19 protein-coding genes are annotated in these 19,235 nt (G+C 54.7%); 12 read left to right on the forward strand and 7 right to left on the reverse strand.

Annotation, left to right across the window (positions count from 1 at the left end; all coding sequences use genetic code 11):
• Positions 1-5: 5 nt before the first annotated feature.
• Complete coding sequence (locus tag Y71_RS20855) at positions 6-1,709, reverse strand: molecular chaperone HscC (RefSeq protein ID WP_007373531.1); 1,704 nt, start codon at positions 1,707-1,709, stop codon at positions 6-8.
• Positions 1,710-2,259: 550 nt separating this feature from the next.
• Here Y71_RS20855 and cyoA point away from each other — a divergent pair.
• The 6 genes from cyoA to Y71_RS20885 all read left to right on the forward strand — a co-directional run bounded on the left by cyoA (position 2,260) and on the right by Y71_RS20885 (position 8,604).
• On the forward strand, positions 2,260-3,207 hold the full coding sequence (gene cyoA / locus Y71_RS20860) for a cytochrome o ubiquinol oxidase subunit II (RefSeq protein WP_007373530.1): 948 nt from the start codon (positions 2,260-2,262) through the stop codon (positions 3,205-3,207).
• Between the two features lie 19 nt (positions 3,208-3,226).
• Positions 3,227-5,218, forward strand: coding sequence for a cytochrome o ubiquinol oxidase subunit I (cyoB, locus tag Y71_RS20865; protein ID WP_007373529.1), 1,992 nt, complete (start codon positions 3,227-3,229; stop codon positions 5,216-5,218).
• Positions 5,208-5,822: a cytochrome o ubiquinol oxidase subunit III gene (locus Y71_RS20870; RefSeq protein WP_007373528.1), complete on the forward strand. Its 615-nt coding sequence runs from the start codon at positions 5,208-5,210 to the stop codon at positions 5,820-5,822. The genes cyoB and Y71_RS20870 overlap by 11 nt, the downstream gene beginning before the upstream one ends.
• Entirely contained in the window at positions 5,822-6,148 is a 327-nt protein-coding gene (locus tag Y71_RS20875) for a cytochrome o ubiquinol oxidase subunit IV (protein ID WP_007373527.1), read from the forward strand. Before Y71_RS20870 ends, Y71_RS20875 begins: the two co-directional genes overlap by 1 nt.
• Positions 6,149-6,159: 11 nt before the next feature.
• Positions 6,160-7,047: a heme o synthase gene (cyoE, locus tag Y71_RS20880; RefSeq protein ID WP_007373526.1), complete on the forward strand. Its 888-nt coding sequence runs from the start codon at positions 6,160-6,162 to the stop codon at positions 7,045-7,047.
• 195 nt (positions 7,048-7,242) lie between these two features.
• On the forward strand, positions 7,243-8,604 hold the full coding sequence (locus Y71_RS20885; RefSeq protein WP_007373525.1) for an MFS transporter: 1,362 nt from the start codon (positions 7,243-7,245) through the stop codon (positions 8,602-8,604).
• Between the two features lie 41 nt (positions 8,605-8,645).
• On the opposite strand, the gene Y71_RS20890 is transcribed toward Y71_RS20885, so the two are convergent.
• Complete coding sequence (locus Y71_RS20890; RefSeq protein ID WP_072438179.1) at positions 8,646-9,137, reverse strand: YajQ family cyclic di-GMP-binding protein; 492 nt, start codon at positions 9,135-9,137, stop codon at positions 8,646-8,648.
• Positions 9,138-9,276: 139 nt separating this feature from the next.
• Between Y71_RS20890 and panE the strand changes: the two genes are divergently transcribed.
• Positions 9,277-10,188 (forward strand): 2-dehydropantoate 2-reductase, encoded by a 912-nt coding sequence (gene panE, locus Y71_RS20895; RefSeq protein ID WP_007373522.1) that lies wholly within the window; start codon positions 9,277-9,279, stop codon positions 10,186-10,188.
• Positions 10,151-10,744 (forward strand): protein deglycase YajL, encoded by a 594-nt coding sequence (yajL, locus tag Y71_RS20900; RefSeq protein WP_007373521.1) that lies wholly within the window; start codon positions 10,151-10,153, stop codon positions 10,742-10,744. The genes panE and yajL overlap by 38 nt, the downstream gene beginning before the upstream one ends.
• 128 nt (positions 10,745-10,872) lie before the next feature.
• On the opposite strand, the gene thiI is transcribed toward yajL, so the two are convergent.
• A complete protein-coding gene (gene thiI, locus Y71_RS20905; RefSeq protein WP_007373520.1) occupies positions 10,873-12,321 on the reverse strand; it encodes a tRNA uracil 4-sulfurtransferase ThiI in 1,449 nt (482 codons plus the stop codon).
• Between the two features lie 214 nt (positions 12,322-12,535).
• Between thiI and xseB the strand changes: the two genes are divergently transcribed.
• From xseB to Y71_RS20925, 4 genes are read left to right on the forward strand one after another with little or no spacing between them, the layout of a single operon-like run.
• The gene (gene xseB / locus Y71_RS20910) at positions 12,536-12,778 is read left to right on the forward strand and encodes an exodeoxyribonuclease VII small subunit (protein ID WP_007373519.1); all 243 of its coding nucleotides are present in this window, start codon (positions 12,536-12,538) and stop codon (positions 12,776-12,778) included.
• Between the two features lie 2 nt (positions 12,779-12,780).
• Positions 12,781-13,680 carry a (2E,6E)-farnesyl diphosphate synthase gene (ispA, locus tag Y71_RS20915; RefSeq protein ID WP_007373518.1) on the forward strand — a complete coding sequence of 300 codons (900 nt, stop codon included), beginning with the start codon at positions 12,781-12,783 and terminating at the stop codon, positions 13,678-13,680.
• 24 nt (positions 13,681-13,704) lie between these two features.
• On the forward strand, positions 13,705-15,567 hold the full coding sequence (gene dxs, locus Y71_RS20920) for a 1-deoxy-D-xylulose-5-phosphate synthase (protein WP_007373517.1): 1,863 nt from the start codon (positions 13,705-13,707) through the stop codon (positions 15,565-15,567).
• A 58-nt stretch (positions 15,568-15,625) separates the two neighbouring features.
• Entirely contained in the window at positions 15,626-16,600 is a 975-nt protein-coding gene (locus Y71_RS20925) for an aldo/keto reductase (protein WP_007373516.1), read from the forward strand.
• 117 nt (positions 16,601-16,717) lie between these two features.
• Here Y71_RS20925 and pgpA read toward each other — a convergent pair whose 3' ends face one another.
• The 4 genes from pgpA to ribH form a co-directional block, all read right to left on the reverse strand.
• Entirely contained in the window at positions 16,718-17,248 is a 531-nt protein-coding gene (gene pgpA, locus Y71_RS20930; RefSeq protein ID WP_090397451.1) for a phosphatidylglycerophosphatase A, read from the reverse strand.
• Complete coding sequence (gene thiL / locus Y71_RS20935) at positions 17,211-18,188, reverse strand: thiamine-phosphate kinase (protein ID WP_007373514.1); 978 nt, start codon at positions 18,186-18,188, stop codon at positions 17,211-17,213. Before thiL ends, pgpA begins: the two co-directional genes overlap by 38 nt.
• Positions 18,189-18,262: 74 nt before the next feature.
• Positions 18,263-18,682: a transcription antitermination factor NusB gene (nusB, locus tag Y71_RS20940; RefSeq protein ID WP_007373513.1), complete on the reverse strand. Its 420-nt coding sequence runs from the start codon at positions 18,680-18,682 to the stop codon at positions 18,263-18,265.
• 19 nt (positions 18,683-18,701) lie between these two features.
• Positions 18,702-19,172 (reverse strand): 6,7-dimethyl-8-ribityllumazine synthase, encoded by a 471-nt coding sequence (ribH, locus tag Y71_RS20945; protein ID WP_007373512.1) that lies wholly within the window; start codon positions 19,170-19,172, stop codon positions 18,702-18,704.
• Positions 19,173-19,235 lie beyond the last annotated feature (63 nt).

Genomic DNA, 19,235 nt, shown 5'->3' on the forward strand with positions numbered 1-19,235 from the left:
CGCTATTACATCCCGTCATCCAGCATATCTAATGCCCGGCGCAGTTCATCACGCGCCGCAGCGATAGCACGCACATCCTGACGATTAAGCGCCATTTCAAACTGCGTGGCATAGTGGTCGATCAGTTGCCGACGCTGCCCTAAAAGCTGTTCGTAACGGCGTGACGCCTCCGCCAGCAATTGCCGGTTTTCCGGCACATCGCGAGGGTGCATTTTCAGGCCATCAAGCTGACGTAAACGCTCGGCAATCTCTTCTTCACTCAACACGCCAGGGGCTTTTTCGATGATCAGCGTTGAAGCGGTGCTTTCACCCTGCACTTTACATTCCACTTCCAGAATACCGTCCAGCGTATAGGTGAAGCGCACATCGATTTTCACCTCGCCTGCGCGGCGGGCCGGAACCGGAACGGTCATACGATCGAGCAGCAAATTATCGCTGACGCGGCGGGCTTCGCCCTGATATACCGCGATCACAATATGATCCTGGTTGTCACTCATCGTCTCGACCGTTTCGACAACGCTGACCGGAACAAACGCATTGCGCTCAATCAGCGGCATGAAATAGCCGTCGTCAGTTTTACCGCCTTCGAGCCGCCGGGCCACTGCCACGCCCAGCGAGTACGGCATCACATCGGTCAATACGATATCGTCCAGCGCGCGGTCTTCGGCGATAAGCCCGGCCTGCACTCCTGCGCCAAGCGCCACGACTTCATCCGGATTAAGCTCATTACGCGGAAAGCGGCCAAACATTCGCGTTGCCAATTGGCGCACCAGCGCCATCCGGGTCGCGCCGCCCACCAGGATGACGTGATCAAGATCGCGGGGATCAAACTGTGCATCCTGTAAAACCTGCACGACTGTTTTTTTCAGCCGTGAAAGTAACCCGGCAGCCTGCCCGGCAAAGGTTTCGCCGTCCAGTTGCCAGCGGTACGTTTCACCGGCAAAAGCGAGCTGCGCGGAGGCGTTATCCTGCGCGCTGAGCGTCTGTTTAAGCTCTTCCGCCAGTGAAGTTAATTGTGCCGAGCAGGTTAACGGCGCGTCCTTTAATGCCGGAGAAGTACTTAACATCCACTGGCGAATAAGATCGGTAAAGTCGTCACCGCCCAGCCAGGCATCGCCGCTGCTGGCACGCACTTCGATCACGCCCTCGAAAATGTCCACAATAGAGACATCAAAAGTGCCGCCGCCGAGGTCGAAAATCAGGAACTTTTGCTCGCTGTTATCGGCCAGCCCGTAAGCCAACGCTGCTGCCGTCGGTTCATTGAGCAAACGCATAACCTCAAGCCCGGCAAGACGCCCGGCGGCTTTTACCGCCTTGCGTTGCGCATCATTAAAATAGGCGGGAACCGTGATCACCGCATGGGTTACCGGGCAGCCCAGCGCCACTTCGGCATCGGTTTTGAGTTTACGTAAGATAAGAGCGGATAACTCTTCGGCGCGAAATTGCCGCGAGCCGAGTGTCCAGGTTTTATCCGTGCCCATATAGCGCTTGAAGCTGGCGACCGTCATCTGTGGATGGCTGACCAGACGCGCTTTAGCTGCGGCACCAACCAGCAGGTGCCCCCCATCATCGATGCCGATCACAGAGGGTGTTAAGCGCTCCCCTTGCGCGCCGGTGATCAGTTGCGTGTCACCCTCAGCGAACCAGGCGACAGCGCTATTGGAGGTTCCTAAGTCGATGCCAATAATCGGCGAGGTATTTCCAGACATCTGAATATCATCCCTTCATAATTAACAATTCCCCGGATTTTTTTGTTTTTAAAATCAATCGCAAGGATAAAAAACCGACTAAATAATTCATGATGGTTATTATTTCGTACAATTAATAACCATTATTTTAATCCAGGCCTAATCGGTTATTTATCGTTATATGTATACATTTTCTTTAATTATTTTGTGCGCTATAAATTAAGGGCTATTCTTTAACGATTCAGCACTGTTATTAATTATTTGGTTTCACATTAGTTCCAATAATGTACGGTAATTGCTGAATATATGTTAATTATTTGTTTAATAAATTGATTGGTTATACCAATTCACCCTCAGCGCTGATTGTAATGTAATATTTTCGTTATAATCTCAACTTCAGGCTGTGCGAATGCCCGATTTTACAGTTTGTTGCATTCCGTGTGACATAAACGGCAGAACCCAGTAACACCTTACTGACACAGAGCCAAGTATGTTTACAGTAACGTAACCTTTCCGTAAAATGCCCGCACACTTTAAGCGCCACCAGATCCCGTGGAATTGAGGTCGTTAAATGAGACTCAGGAAATACAATAAAAGTTTGGGATGGTTGTCATTAATCGCCGGCACTGTTTTACTCAGTGGTTGCGATTCTGCACTTCTTGACCCCAAAGGACAGATTGGACTGGAGCAACGTTCGCTGATACTGACGGCTTTTGGCCTGATGTTGATTGTCGTTATTCCCGCCATCTTGATGGCCGTTGGTTTCGCCTGGAAGTATCGTGCGAGCAATAAAGATGCGAAGTATAGCCCGAACTGGTCACACTCCAATAAAGTGGAAGCTGTGGTCTGGACGGTGCCGATTCTGATCATCCTGTTCCTTGCTGTACTGACGTGGAAAACCACCCACTCGCTCGAACCGAGCAAACCGCTGGCACATGACGAACACCCAATCACCATTGAAGTGGTCGCCATGGACTGGAAATGGTTCTTCATCTACCCGGAACAGGGCATTGCTACCGTAAATGAAATCGCCTTCCCGGCGAACACACCGGTAGAGTTCAAAGTGACCTCCAACTCCGTGATGAACTCGTTCTTTATTCCGCGTCTGGGCAGCCAGATCTACGCAATGGCTGGTATGCAGACCAAACTGCATCTCATCGCTAACGAAGCAGGTACGTACGATGGCATTTCCGCCAGCTACAGCGGCCCGGGCTTCTCTGGCATGAAGTTTAAAGCTATTGCTACGCCGGACCGCGCCGCATTCGACCAGTGGGTCGCAAAAGCGAAACAATCTTCAAGCACCCTGCCAGATATGGCGGCGTATGAGAAAGTTGCAGCGCCAAGCGAATACAACAAGGTTGAATACTTCTCCAGCGTGAAACCCGATTTGTTTAAAGACGTTATCAACAAATTTATGGGCCACGGCAAGAGCATGGACATGACCCAACCGGAAGGCGAGCATAGCGCGCACGAAGGAATGGAAGGCATGGACATGAGCCACGCGGAAACCTCTCACTAAGGGGTCGAGGAAGAAAACGATGTTCGGAAAACTTACACTGGATGCAGTGCCGTATCATGAACCCATTATCATGGTCACGGTTGCTGCGATTATCGTCGGCGGTCTGGCGGTAGTTGGCCTGATCTCTTACTTCGGTAAATGGTCCTGGCTGTGGAAAGAATGGTTGACCTCTGTTGACCACAAACGCCTTGGTATCATGTACGTCCTCGTGGCCGTTGTGATGCTGCTGCGTGGCTTCGCAGATGCTGTCATGATGCGTAGCCAGCAGGCGCTGGCCTCTGCGGGTGAAGCGGGCTTCCTGCCGCCTCACCACTACGATCAGATCTTCACCGCTCACGGCGTGATCATGATCTTCTTCGTGGCAATGCCATTCGTTATCGGTCTGATGAACCTGGTGGTTCCGTTGCAGATCGGTGCGCGCGACGTTGCGTTCCCGTTCCTGAACAACCTGAGCTTCTGGTTCACGGTTGTGGGCGTGATTCTGGTTAACCTCTCTCTGGGCGTCGGTGAGTTCGCGCAGACCGGTTGGCTGGCTTATCCGCCGCTTTCGGGAATTGAATACAGCCCTGGCGTCGGGGTCGATTACTGGATCTGGAGTCTCCAGCTTTCGGGTATCGGTACGACGCTGACCGGTATCAACTTCTTCGTGACCATTCTGAAGATGCGTGCGCCGGGCATGACGATGTTCAAAATGCCGGTATTTACCTGGGCATCTTTGTGCGCCAACGTGCTGATTATCGCTTCGTTCCCAATTCTGACTGTCACCATTGCGCTGCTGACCCTGGATCGTTATCTGGGCACCCATTTCTTTACCAACGATATGGGTGGCAACATGATGATGTACATCAACCTGATTTGGGCCTGGGGTCACCCGGAAGTGTACATTCTGGTGCTGCCGGTCTTCGGGGTGTTCTCCGAAATCACCGCCACCTTCTCGCGTAAACGCCTGTTTGGTTACACCTCGCTGGTATGGGCGACCGTATGTATTACCGTACTGTCGTTCATCGTTTGGCTGCACCACTTCTTCACCATGGGTGCTGGCGCGAACGTAAACGCCTTCTTTGGTATCACCACGATGATTATCGCCATCCCGACCGGGGTGAAGATCTTCAACTGGCTGTTCACCATGTATCAGGGCCGCATTGTGTTCCACTCCTCTATGCTGTGGACCATCGGCTTTATCGTGACCTTCTCCGTAGGTGGGATGACCGGCGTGCTGCTGGCGGTTCCGGGCGCAGACTTCGTACTGCACAACAGCCTGTTCCTGATTGCGCACTTCCATAACGTTATCATCGGCGGCGTGGTCTTCGGTTGCTTCGCAGGTCTGACTTACTGGTGGCCGAAAGCCTTCGGTTACACCCTGAACGAAACCTGGGGTAAACGCGCTTTCTGGTTCTGGATCATCGGCTTCTTCGTTGCATTTATGCCGCTGTACGTGCTGGGCTTTATGGGTATGACCCGTCGCCTGAGCCAGCAGATTGATCCGCAGTTCCACACCATGCTGATTGTCGCAGCCTGCGGTGCGGCGCTGATTGCTATCGGTATCCTGTGTCTGCTGATTCAGATCTACGTTTCTATTCGCGACCGCGATCAGAACCGTGACCTGACCGGTGACCCGTGGGGTGGCCGTACGCTGGAGTGGGCAACCTCCTCTCCTCCGCCGTTCTACAACTTTGCTCATGTCCCGCACGTTCACGAACGTGACGCGTTCTGGGAAATGAAAGAGAAAGGCGAAGCGTACAAAAAACCTGCGCAGTATGAAGAAATTCATATGCCGAAAAACAGCGGTGCCGGCATTGTTATCGCCGCGTTTGCAACCGTGTTTGGTTTCGCCATGATCTGGCATATCTGGTGGATGGCTATCGTTGGTTTCGCTGGCATCATCATCAGCTGGATTGTGAAGAGCTTCGACGAGGACGTGGATTACTACGTACCGGTTGCAGAAATCGAGAAACTGGAAAACCAGCATTTCGATGAGATCACTAAAGCAGGGCTGAAAAATGGCAACTGATACTCTGACCAACGCGCACGCCCACGCGCACGAACACGGGCACCACGATGCAGGGCCGAATAAAGTCTTCGGTTTCTGGATCTACCTGATGAGCGACTGCATTCTGTTCTGCTGTCTGTTCGCTACCTATGCCGTTCTGGTGAACGGCACAGCGGGCGGCCCGACCGGTAAGGACATTTTCGAGCTGCCGTTCGTACTGGTTGAAACCGCGCTGCTGTTGTTCAGCTCCATCACCTACGGCATGGCGGCTATCGCCATGTACAAAAACAACAAAAGCCAGGTTGTTTCATGGCTGGCGTTGACCTGGTTGTTTGGCGCGGGCTTTATCGGGATGGAACTCTATGAGTTCCACCACCTGATTGCCGAAGGCATGGGTCCGGATCGCAGCGGCTTCCTTTCAGCGTTCTTCGCGCTGGTAGGCACCCACGGTCTGCACGTGACCTCGGGTCTGATCTGGATGGCGGTTCTGATGTTCCAGGTTTCCCGTCGCGGTCTGACCAGCACTAACCGTACCCGTATCATGTGCCTGAGCCTGTTCTGGCACTTCCTGGACGTGGTATGGATCTGCGTGTTCTCTGTTGTTTATCTGATGGGGGCGATGTAATGAGTCATTCTAACGATCATGGCGCTTCCCACGGCAGCGTAAAAACCTACATGACAGGTTTCATCCTGTCGATCATCCTGACGGTGATCCCGTTCTGGATGGTGATGAACGGTTCTGCTTCTAAGCCGGTAATTCTGGGCGTTGTCCTGGTTACCGCCGTAGTTCAGATTCTGGTGCATCTGGTTTGCTTCCTGCACATGAACACCAAGTCTGATGAAGGCTGGAACCTTACCGCCTTTATCTTTACCGTGATTATCATCGCTATCCTGGTAGTCGGTTCCATCTGGATTATGTGGAACCTCAACTACAACATGATGGTTCACTAAGAGCGGCGAGTATGTTTAAGCAATACCTGCAAGTTACGAAACCGGGCATTATTTTTGGCAATCTGATCTCCGTGATTGGGGGGTTCCTGCTGGCTTCCAAAGGCCACATCGACTATCCCCTGTTCCTCTACACGCTGATTGGCGTGTCGTTGGTGGTCGCCTCTGGTTGTGTATTTAACAACTACATCGATCGTGACATCGATAAAAAGATGGAACGAACGAAAAACCGGGTGCTGGTCAGAGGGCTGATCTCGCCAAAAGTCTCGCTGGTGTACGCCTCCTTGTTGGGTATTGCTGGCTTTATGCTGCTGTGGTTTGGCGCCAACCCGCTGGCCTGCTGGCTGGGGGTAATGGGGTTCGTGGTTTATGTCGGCGTTTACAGCCTGTACATGAAACGCCACTCCGTTTACGGCACGCTGATTGGCTCTCTCTCCGGCGCTGCGCCGCCGGTGATTGGCTATTGCGCGGTCACCAACGAGTTCGATAGCGGTGCGGCAATTCTGCTGGCGATTTTCAGCCTGTGGCAAATGCCTCACTCCTATGCCATCGCGATTTTCCGCTTTAAGGATTATCAGGCAGCGAACATTCCGGTACTGCCGGTGGTGAAAGGCATTTCCGTGGCCAAAAACCATATCACGCTGTACATCCTGGCGTTTGCCATTGCCACACTGATGCTGTCGCTGGGCGGTTATGCCGGGTACAAATACCTGGTCGTTGCCGCCGCGGTAAGCCTCTGGTGGCTGGGCATGGCGCTGCGCGGTTACAAAGTGGAAGATGACAAAGTGTGGGCGCGCAAACTGTTTGTGTTCTCCATTGTTGCCATCACTTCCCTTTCCGTAATGATGTCCGTGGACTTTATGGTGCCGGATTCACACAGCCTGCTGACATACGTCTGGTAAGTTTGCTGCACCATACTGGAAAAACCGGGGAAACCCGGTTTTTTTTCGTCTGGAGTAAGCCCTTTGCTGGCCCTGTTACGGTGAAGCCAATAACAGGATGAAATCCAAGGTTATGTAATATTTGTTAAATAACCGCATGTTTACCCTACCCTGCCTCCGCACTACACTATGTCCGGTTTTTAAATTGAGGTGGTAATGAACGATTATAAAATGACGCCAGGCGAGTTGCGCGCCACCTGGGGTTTAGGGACTGTATTTTCACTGCGCATGCTCGGCATGTTTATGGTCCTGCCCGTTCTGACCACATACGGTATGGCGTTGCAGGGCGCATCGGAAGCCCTGATTGGGCTGGCGATCGGCATCTACGGCCTGGCCCAGGCGGTATTTCAGATCCCCTTTGGACTGCTTTCGGATCGCATCGGCCGCAAGCCGCTGATTGTCGGCGGGCTGGCGATCTTCGTGCTGGGCAGCGTGATTGCCGCGCTCACCGATTCTATCTGGGGCATTATTCTTGGTCGCGCGCTGCAAGGCTCCGGGGCGATTGCCGCCGCCGTGATGGCGCTGCTGTCGGATCTCACTCGCGAACAAAATCGCACCAAAGCGATGGCATTTATCGGCGTCAGCTTCGGCGTCACGTTCGCCATAGCCATGGTTTTAGGGCCGGTCATTACACATCTCTTAGGCCTGCATGCGCTGTTCTGGATGATTGCCGTACTGGCGACTATCGGCATCATCCTGACGCTGTGGGTAGTGCCGGACAGCAAACACCACGTGCGCAACCGCGAATCGGGAATGGTCAAAGATTGCTTTAGCATGGTGATCGTCAATCCAAAGCTGCTGAAGCTGAACTTTGGCATTATGTGCCTGCATATCCTGCTGATGTCGACGTTTGTGGCGCTGCCCGGTCAGCTTGAATCGGCCGGTTTTCCGGCTTCAGAGCACTGGAAAATCTATCTCGTCACCATGCTTATCTCTTTTGCTTCGGTGGTGCCGTTTATTATCTACGCCGAAGTGAAACGCCGGATGAAGCGTGTTTTTGTGCTCTGCGTTGCGCTACTGCTGATTGCCGAAATCGTGCTGTGGGGCGCTGGCGCTTACTTCTGGGAAATTGTGATTGGCGTACAGATCTTCTTCCTCGCCTTTAACCTGATGGAAGCGCTGCTGCCGTCGCTAATCAGTAAAGAAGCGCCAGCCGGTTATAAAGGGACGGCAATGGGCATTTACTCCACCAGCCAGTTTCTCGGTGTCGCTATTGGCGGCGCGGTCGGCGGCTGGGTGGATGGTTTATTTGACTCGCAAATGGTGTTCCTGGTTGGCGCATTGCTGGCCGTGGTCTGGCTGCTGGTTGCCAGCAGCATGCAGGAACCGCCCTATGTCAGCAGCCTGCGCATCGCCATTCCTGATGATGTGGCTATTGATGACGCGCTACAGCAGCGTCTGCGCGCCACGGCGGGCGTCAGTGAAGTATTGGTCGTAGCAGAAGAGCGTAGCGCTTACGTGAAGATCGACAGCAAAGTGACAAACCGCTTTGAAGTCGAACAGGCCGTCGCAGGTTAAGCAGGCCATTTTCCCCTCCCCTGACGGGAGGGGAAAAGCGATTAATCGCGGAAGTTTTTGAACTGGAACGGCTGGCCCAGATTGCCGCCGCGCACCAGTGCCATCACCGCTTGCAGATCGTCACGGGATTTCCCGGTCACGCGGATCTCTTCCCCCTGAATCTGCGCCTGCACTTTCAGTTTACTGTCTTTAATCAGCTTGATGATTTTCTTCGCCGTCGGCGCATCGATCCCCTGCTTCAGCTTTGCTTCCACAAACCAGTTTTTCCCGCTGTGGACGAATTCTTCCGGCACATCCAGGGATGCCCCTTCAATGCCGCGTTTCAGCAGCTTGGCACGTAAAATATCCAGCAACTGGTTAACCTGGAAATCAGATTCGCTCAGCACCTTAATGGTCTGTTTTTCTTCGTTCAGATCAAATGTGGCTTCAACGTTGCGAAAATCGAAGCGTGTTGCGACTTCACGGGTCGCATTCTCAACGCCGTTTTGCACTTCGCGCATTTCAACTTCGGAAACGATATCGAAAGATGGCATCTTTTCTTCTCCCTCTCTATTTGTTGCGATGCATAATACCCGCAACGAGGTATAACTCAACTTGTAATACTGGAAGCATAGCCGACAGCACTATAATGGTTGAAGTAACACCTGGCGCAGTTGCAGGTGAGGAGGAACAATGAGAATTACCGTACTCGGTTGCGGTGCTTTAGGGCAATTGTGGTTAACAGCGCTGTGTAAACAGGGACATGAAGTACAGGGCTGGTTACGCGTGCCTCAGCCTTTTTGCAGTGTGAATGTCGTGGAAGAAGACGGCACGGTTTTTAATGAATCCCTGACGGCCAACGATCCTGAATTTTTGGCCGCTAGCGATCTGCTGCTGGTGACGCTGAAAGCCTGGCAAGTTTCTGATGCGGTAAAAGGCCTTGCACCGGCGCTTTCTCCCGCGACGCCGGTACTGCTGATTCACAACGGTATGGGCACCGTGGAAGAGTTAAAAGCGCTGCCGAATCCCCTGCTGATTGGTACCACGACTCACGCTGCTCGCCGCGATGGTAACGTGATTGTGCATGTGGCCAGCGGTACTACGCATATTGGCCCGGCGCGGCAGCAGGACGGTGAATTCAGCGCGCTGGCAGATACCCTGCAAGAAGCGCTGCCGGATGTAGCCTGGCACAATACCATTCGCCCGGCTCTGTGGCGCAAGCTGGCGGTGAACTGCGTGATCAATCCTCTGACCGCCCTGCACGACTGCAAAAATGGCGATCTGCGCGAATTTCCCGATGAGGTGGCAAAAATTACCCGCGAAGTCGCTGCCGTTATCGAACGTGAAGGCCATCATATCTCTGCGGATGATTTGCTGAGCTATGTGAACCAGATTATCGAAAATACAGCGGAAAATATTTCGTCGATGCTCCAGGATGTGCGCGCCTTGCGGCACACCGAGAGCGATTATATTACTGGCTACCTGCTCAGACGCGCCCGCGCGCACGGTATCGCGGTGCCGGAAAATGCCCGTCTGTATGAAATGATTAAACGTAAGGAGAGTGAGTATGAGCGCATCAGCTCTGATATGCCTCGCCCCTGGTAGTGAAGAGACCGAAGCGGTCACTACGATCGATCTGCTGGTCCGCGGCGGCATTGCTGTCACAACCGCCAGCGTCGCCAGCGACGGCAACCTGGTTATCACCTGCTCGCGCGGGGTTAAACTGCTGGCCGATGCGCCGCTGGTTGAAGTAGCGGATGGTGATTTCGATGCGATTGTGTTGCCGGGCGGCCTGAAAGGCGCGGAGTGCTTCCGCGACAGCCCGCTGCTGGTTGAAACCGTTCGCCAGTTCCACCTTTCCGGGCGCATTGTTGCCGCCATTTGTGCCGCCGCCGGTACGGTGCTGGTGCCGCATCAGCTCTTCCCGATTGGCAATATGACCGGTTTCCCAGGGCTGAAAGAGACGATTCCGCCCGAGCAGTGGCAGGATAAACGTGTGGTGTGGGATCCGCGGGTAAATTTATTGACCAGCCAGGGGCCAGGCACAGCCATTGATTTTGGCCTGAAGATTATTGACCTGCTGGTCGGGCGCGAAAAAGCCCATGAGGTGGCGTCACAGCTGGTGATGGCGGCGGGGATTTATAACTACTACGAAGCGTAGGTATTAAAATGCCGGTGGCGTTGACGCTTATCCGGCCTACAACCGGGCCTTGCCACCGGAACACCACCGGGTTCAGGCTCGTGCCCTTGCAGGCCGGATGAAAGCGAAGCCATCATCCGGCATTGTGTTTACGGGCGATAAACCTTCACATTCTGGAAGCCCTGCTCGCGCAGATAGAGCGCCTGCAAGCGGCTCATCACGCCACGCTCGCACCACAGCAGCCAGGTTTTGCTCTGATCCAGATCGCCAAACTTCGTGCTCAGCTTGTAGAACGGCAGCGACACAACATCAACGCCTTCCAGCTTCAGCGGCTTATCATCCTGTTCGTCAATCGAACGGATATCCAGCACCACATCGTTCGGGCCGAAACCGTTAACCGTTTCAACTTCCACTACCTCTTGCTGGGTTTGCTGAGCGATTTCACGGATATCAATATTGCTGGCTTCCGCCACAACCTGGTCGAGGATAGCGAAATCAAAGTGTGCTTCTTCCGCTTCGATCTTCGCTTTCACCGCCTTCACCGTTGGGCTTTTGGAAATCACGCCGCAATATTCCGGCATCGTGCGGGCAAAATCCTCGGTACCAATTTCACGCGCCAGATCGATAATGTGCTCTTTATCGTAAGAGATGAGCGGGCGCAGGATCAGCGTATCGGAGACGTTATCAATCAGACGCAGGTTGGTCAGCGTCTGGCTGGAAACCTGTCCCAGCGCTTCACCGGTTACCAGCGCCTGCACGCCGTAACGCTCAGCGACTTTCGACGCAGCGCGCACCATCATGCGTTTCAGTACCACGCCCATCTGGCCATCATCGACTTTTTCGAGGATCTCGCCGACCACCGGTTCAAAATTGATTGCCACAAAACGCACGCGGTGCGAACTACCAAAGCGGTTCCACAGATAATGCGCCACCTGGCGAACGCCAATTTCATGGGCTGCGCCGCCGAGATTAAAGAAGCAGTAGTGTACGCGGCAGCCGCGACGCATCAGCATATAGCTGGAAACGCCGGAGTCGAAGCCGCCGGAAATCAGCGACAAGACATCTTCCTGGGTGCCAATCGGGAAGCCGCCAATACCTTCATAACGGCCTTTTACCAGCAGCAGACGGTCATCTTCGATTTCCAGATTCACCGTCACATCCGGGTGCGTCAGCTTCACGCGCGCAGATTCGACATGCTGATTCAGCCCGCCGCCCACGTAACGTTCCACTTCAATAGAGCTGAATTCATGTTTACCACGGCGTTTCACGCGCACGCAGAAGGTTTTACCTTCAATTTGCTCGCGATACTGCACCAGCGCTTTCTCAAAAATATCGTGCAGAGAAGTGAAAGGCACATCTTCCACTTCCAGAATATGGTGGATCCCCGGAATGCGGGTCAGCGCGTCGCGAATAGCCAGACGCTGGTTTTCATCTTTGGCGCGGACTTCGATATGGTCCCAGTGGCGCACAACGGCCAGGGTTTCGTCGTAGTGCTTCAGAACGTTACGAATGTTCCCGGTCAGAATTTTAATAAAGCGCAAGCGCACAGATTGGCTTTTGATGGTGATTTCCGGGAACAATTTAATGATAAACTTCATGGCGGCAATGGTTCGTTGGCAAGCCCGACTGGGCCTGTAAGGGAAAATAATACAGCAGCCCATACCCGCGGCTGCATCCAGGCGCGGAAGTATACCACCATCGAATAGACCTTGCGCAATGCATTACCCTTGAGCGTAATTGGCTAAGTGCCACGACTCCGCTACCATAGCTAAATTGAGTCAGGATGAATAATAGAAGAGTCAGACATTCACTATGCCAAAGAAAAACGAAGCACCGGCCAGTTTCGAAACAGCGCTGAGCGAGCTGGAACAGATTGTCACTCGTCTTGAAAGCGGCGATCTTCCGCTCGAAGAGGCACTCAATGAATTCGAACGTGGCGTACAACTGGCGCGCCAGGGTCAGGTAAAGTTACAGCAGGCGGAGCAGCGCGTGCAGATCCTGCTCTCCGATTCCGAAGAGGCGTCATTAAAGCCTTTCGCACCGGACGCTGAATAACGATGGATTTTAATCAACAATTGCAGGCCTGCGTCGATCGGGCCAATGACGCGCTGCGCCGTTTTATCGCTCCGCTGCCCTTTCAGAACACTCCTCTGGTTGACGCTATCCAGTATGGCGCACTATTGGGCGGTAAACGTCTGCGTCCGTTTCTGGTTTACGCAACCGGTTCGATGTTCGGTGTCAGCCTGCAAACGCTGGATGCGCCCGCGGCCGCAGTGGAGTGTATCCATGCTTACTCGCTGATCCATGATGATCTGCCAGCGATGGATGACGACGATTTACGCCGTGGCCTGCCGACCTGCCATATTAAATTTGGCGAAGCCAATGCCATTCTTGCGGGAGATGCATTGCAGACGCTGGCTTTCTCGATCCTCGCCGATGCGCCGATGCCGGAAGTGGCGGCACACGATCGGCTGGCGATGGTATCAACGCTGGCGATCTCCAGCGGCGTGGCCGGCATGTGCGGCGGCCAGGCGCTGGATCTGGCGGCTGAAGGCGAGCAAATCTCACTGGAAGCGCTGGAGCAGATCCATCGTCACAAAACCGGCGCGCTGATCCGTGCGGCAGTAAAAATGGGCGCGCTGAGCGCGGGCGACAGAGGGCGGGAAGCCTTGCCTCAGCTCGATCGCTACGCCCAGAGCATCGGTCTGGCGTTCCAGGTTCAGGATGACATTCTGGATGTGGTCGGCGATACTGCCACCCTTGGGAAACGCCAGGGTGCCGATCAGCACCTGGGGAAAAGTACCTATCCCGCACTTCTGGGTCTTGAGCAAGCCCGGACAAAAGCCCGCGACCTGATTGACGATGCCCGACAGGCGCTTAGCCTGCTGGCTGCACAGTCGCTTGATACGACGGCACTGGAAGCACTGGCGAATTATATAATCCAGCGTGATAAATAAAACGACACACTAGATGAGTTGCTGATGAGTTTTGATATAGCCAAATACCCGACGCTGGCGCTGGTAGATACCACACAAGAGTTGCGTCTGCTGCCGAAAGAGAGTCTGCCGAAGCTGTGCGACGAACTGCGTCGCTATCTGCTTGACAGCGTAAGCCGCTCCAGCGGGCACTTCGCCTCCGGGCTTGGCACGGTCGAACTGACCGTCGCGTTACATTACGTCTACAACACGCCGTTCGATCAGTTAATCTGGGACGTCGGCCATCAGGCCTACCCGCATAAAATTCTTACCGGGCGTCGTGACAAAATCGACACTATCCGGCAGAAAAACGGTCTGCATCCGTTCCCATGGCGCGGCGAAAGCGAATACGACGTTCTCAGCGTGGGTCACTCCTCCACCTCTATCAGCGCGGGAATTGGCGTTGCCGTCGCCGCCGCCAAAGAGGGCAAACAGCGCCGCACCGTCTGCGTCATTGGCGATGGCGCGATCACCGCAGGCATGGCCTTCGAAGCGATGAATCACGCCGGTGATATCCGCCCGGATATGCTGGTGGTGCTGAACGACAACGAGATGTCGATTTCCGAGAACGTCGGCGCGCTGAACAATCACCTGGCGCAGTTGCTCTCCGGCAAGCTCTACTCCACCCTGCGCGAAGGCGGCAAAAAAGTGCTTTCCGGCGTACCGCCGATCAAAGAGTTGATCAAGCGTACCGAAGAACATATCAAAGGCATGGTCGTGCCAGGCACCCTGTTTGAAGAGCTGGGCTTTAACTACATTGGCCCGGTGGACGGTCACGATGTGCTGGGGCTGGTGCAGACCCTGCGCAATATGCGCGATCTGAAAGGTCCGCAGTTCCTGCATATTATGACCAAAAAAGGGCGCGGCTATGAGCCGGCCGAAAAAGATCCGATCACCTTCCACGCGGTGCCGAAATTCGATCCGACCAGCGGTACGTTGCCGAAAAGCAGCGGCGGCATGCCGAGTTATTCGAAGATTTTCGGCGACTGGCTGTGCGAAACCGCCGCCAAAGACGACAAGCTGATGGCGATCACGCCAGCAATGCGTGAAGGTTCCGGCATGGTCGAATTTTCACGCAAATATCCGGATCAATATTTTGATGTTGCGATTGCCGAGCAGCATGCCGTGACTTTCGCGGCCGGGCTGGCGATTGGCGGCTACAAACCGGTGGTGGCGATCTACTCCACTTTCCTGCAGCGCGCCTATGATCAGGTGATCCACGATGTGGCGATCCAGAAACTGCCGGTGCTGTTTGCCATCGATCGCGCCGGGATTGTTGGCGCCGACGGGCAGACGCACCAGGGCGCTTTTGATATCTCCTACCTGCGCTGTATCCCGGACATGGTCATCATGACGCCAAGCGATGAAAACGAGTGCCGCCAGATGCTGTTTACCGGCTATCACTATGCTGATGGCCCAAGCGCCGTACGTTACCCGCGCGGCAATGCCGTTGGCGTACCGCTGGAGCCACTGGAGAAACTGCCGATCGGTAAAGGCGTGGTGAAACGCCAGGGCGAGAAGCTGGCGATTCTGAACTTCGGCACATTATTGCCGGAAGCGCAAAAAGCCGCCGAAGCCCTGAACGCCACGCTTATCGACATGCGTTTTGCCAAACCGCTGGACGAAGCGCTGATCCTGGAAACCGCTGCGCGTCATGACTCGCTGGTGACACTGGAAGAGAATGCTATCGCAGGCGGCGCAGGCAGCGGCGTCAACGAAGTGCTGATGGCGCACCGCAAACCGGTGCCGGTGCTCAATCTCGGCCTGCCGGATTTCTTCATACCGCAGGGTACGCAGGATGAAGCCCGCGCCGATCTGGGGCTGAACGCCGCAGGCATCGAATCCCGCATCCGCAACTGGCTCGACTGATCCCCCCAGCAGCTCCTGCTATGCTTAAACGTAAGTTTTTAATAGCAGGAGTGGAACCATGCAATACAACACATTAGGAAAAACAGACCTTAAGGTTTCCCGCCTTTGCCTTGGCTGCATGACGTTTGGCGAACCTGACCGGGGCAAGCACGCCTGGACGCTACCGGAAGAGAGCAGCCGCCCTATCATTCAGCGCGCGCTGGAAGGCGGCATCAACTTCTTTGATACCGCCAACAGCTATTCCGATGGCAGCAGCGAAGAGATTGTCGGACGCGCACTACGCGATTTCGCCCGCCGCGACGAGGTGGTTGTCGCCACCAAAGTCTATCACCAGGTGGGCGATCTGGCGGAAGGCCTCTCCCGCGCGCAGATCCTGCGCTCCATCGACGATAGCCTGCGGCGGCTGGGCATGGAGTATGTCGATCTACTGCAAATCCATCGCTGGGATTACCACACGCCCATTGAAGAGACGCTCGAAGCCCTTGATGAAGTGGTGAAAGCGGGCAAAGCGCGCTATATCGGCGCGTCGTCGATGCACGCTCGCCAGTTCGCTCACGCTCTGGCCTTGCAGCAAGAAAATGGCTGGGCGCGTTTTGTCACCATGCAGGATCACTACAATCTGATCTATCGCGAGGAAGAGCGCGAGATGCTGCCACTGTGTTACAAGGAAGGCGTGGCGATTATTCCATGGAGCCCGCTGGCGCGCGGACGTTTAACCCGCCCGTGGGGAGAAACCACAGCGCGTCTGGTGTCGGACGAATTCGGCAAAACGCTGTACAGCGAAACCGATGAAAATGACAGCCAGATAGCTGAACGCCTGGCCGGCGTGGCAGAAGATGTTGGCGCTTCCCGCGCCCAGGTGGCGCTGGCCTGGCTGCTGAGTAAACCTGGCGTCGCTGCGCCGATTATTGGCACATCCCGCGAAGAGCAACTGGAAGAGTTATTAGGCGCGGTGGATTTAACGCTGAAACCGGAACAGATTGCCGAGCTGGAAACGCCGTACAAACAGCACCCGGTGGTCGGATTTAAATAACCCGTAACCCGGGAAAGTAAAATGCCCGGTGGCGCTTACCGGGCCGACTTGTCGTAATCGAATGTCAGAGCAGACCCCACACGCCGGATAAGGCGGCCGCCATCCGGCGCATCACCCTCAGATCAAACCAATCGGCCAGTGGTGACCAATCAGATACAACAGCCCGGCAGCGATGATCCCGGCAATGATATCATCGACCATGATTCCCATACCGCCGTGGACATTGCGATCGAACCAGCGAATCGGCCACGGTTTCCACATATCCAGAATACGGAACAGCACAAAGCCGACGGCGACCCACTGCCAGTCATTGGTCGGGAGCGCCATCAGCGTGATCCACATTCCGATGAACTCATCCCAGACAATGCTGCCGTGATCGTGTACGCCCATATCTTTTGCCGTCTGATGGCACAGATACACACCGAGACAAATCCCCAGCATGACCACCAGCGAATAGAGCTGCCAGGGCAGGAACGTCATTGCCCACCAGAAGGGGATCGCCGCCAGCGAACCCATGGTGCCGGGCACTATCGGGCTTAAGCCGCTACCAAACCCGGTTGCCAGCAAATGCCAGGGGTTTCGCAAGTTCAGTCGGCTTTTGGCTATATCTTTAGCTCTCGGCAAAATGGTCGTATCCTTTCCAGTCAAGGGCGACAGCCTTGCCGCCACGGGTAAAATGCAGCCCCTCCACATCGGCGCTAATCTGCCCGATGCAGGTAAAAGGCACGCCGAGCTGACCGATGGCGACATCCAGCGCCCCACGGTTCAGCTCCGGCACGGTAAAACACAATTCATAATCTTCACCGCCGGAAAGCGCCCAGCGCAGCGCCTGCTCAGGCTCTACGTGACGACTGAACGCGTCGGAGAAAGGTAATGCATCCAAATCGATACGCGCGCCGCACTGGCTGGCTTTCAGTATGTGCGCCAAATCGGAGATCAGGCCGTCGGAGAGATCGATTGCCGAGCTTGCCAGGTTGCGCAGCGCCTGACCATGCAACACGCGCGGAGTTGGCCGCAAATGACGCTTAAGCAGATACTCCGCATCGGTTTTATCGCCGACGGCTAAACGCTGCTGCAAAATCGCCAGGCCAGCAGCGCTGTCGCCCGGCGTTCCGGTAACATAAATCCAGTCGCCCGGTTTAGCGCCAGAGCGCTTCATTGCCCGCCCTGGCGGTACATAACCATGAATGCCGATGGTCATCGACAGCGGGCCGCGGGTGGTATCGCCGCCAATCAACTGCATATCGTAGTAACTAAGCTGCTCAAACAGGCTGTCGCTGAATTTTTCCAGCCAGCTTTCATCTACCTCCGGCAACGTAAGCGCCAGCGTCATCCACGCCGGATCCGCGCCCACGGCAGCCAGATCGCTTAAATTCACCGCCAGTGCTTTGCAAGCCAAATCCGCAGGATCAATATCCGGCAGAAAATGGTTGCCCGCCACCAGCGTATCGACGCTGATCGCCAGCGTCTGTTTTTCAACGACGTTCAGCAGAGCACAGTCGTCGCCAATGCCGGTTTCTACATCGCGACGGGAATTTCGTACACGGTCAAAGTAACGGGCAATCAGGGAAAATTCGCCGCATGCCATACGTTAATGCCTCGGTAGAAAAAAGAAAAAGCCGGGACAGGCGCGCAGAGCATCGCTTATCACCGGCTTACGGATCATTTTTTGTGGGGGCGGATCGCAGGGGCGGCTTTATCCAGCACGCCGTTAACAAACTTGTGGCTGTCTTCAGCGCCAAAGGTTTTTGCCAGTTCGATAGCTTCGTTGATCGCCACTTTATAGGGCACATCATCACGTTTAGACAGTTCGAACAGTGCGATACGCAATACCGCTTTCTCAACCTGACCCAGCTCTTCCAACTGACGGGACAGGTACGGCTGCATTAAGCCATCGAGATATGCGCTATTAGTCGCCACCCCGGTCAACAGCTCACGGAAGTACAGAACGTCGACATCTTTTACGTCCTGTTCCGCCAGGAACTGGTATTCAACATCAGCGATGTCGTTCTGGGACAACTGCCAGGAGTAGAGCGCCTGGACGGCACACTCACGGGCGCGGCGACGAGCAGCAGGTTTCACGGAATTCCCCTTACTAAAATCAGGCCTTGATGGCTTTCAATACATTAATCATTTCAAGCGCGGTCAGTGCGGCTTCCGCACCTTTATTACCGGCTTTAGTGCCAGCGCGTTCGATAGCTTGCTCGATACTTTCAGTAGTCAGCACGCCGAAAGCGACCGGGATTTCGCTGTCCTGGGCAACATGTGCCAGGCCATTGCTTGCACCGCCAGCAACATATTCGAAGTGCGCAGTACCGCCACGAATCACCGTGCCGAGCGCGATCACCGCGTCGTATTTGCCGGTTTTCGCCAGTGCGCCAGCCGCCAGCGGCAGTTCGTAAGCACCTGGTACCCACACGACAGTGATATTTTCATCTTTCGTCTGACCGATGCGTTTCAGCGCATCAATCGCGCCTTCGAGCAGGCTGTCGTTGATAAAGTTGTTGAAACGCGCAATGGTGATGGCGACGCGAGCGTCCGGAGCAGCAACGTTGGCTTCAATAATGTTCATATACTTCCTTTACAGGTTCAGTTCGGACCCCGCAGGGGGGCGGATTTTAGCATAATATTTTAC

This window comes from Kosakonia radicincitans DSM 16656 (genome assembly GCF_000280495.2).
Taxonomy (GTDB): Bacteria; Pseudomonadota; Gammaproteobacteria; order Enterobacterales; family Enterobacteriaceae; genus Kosakonia; species Kosakonia radicincitans.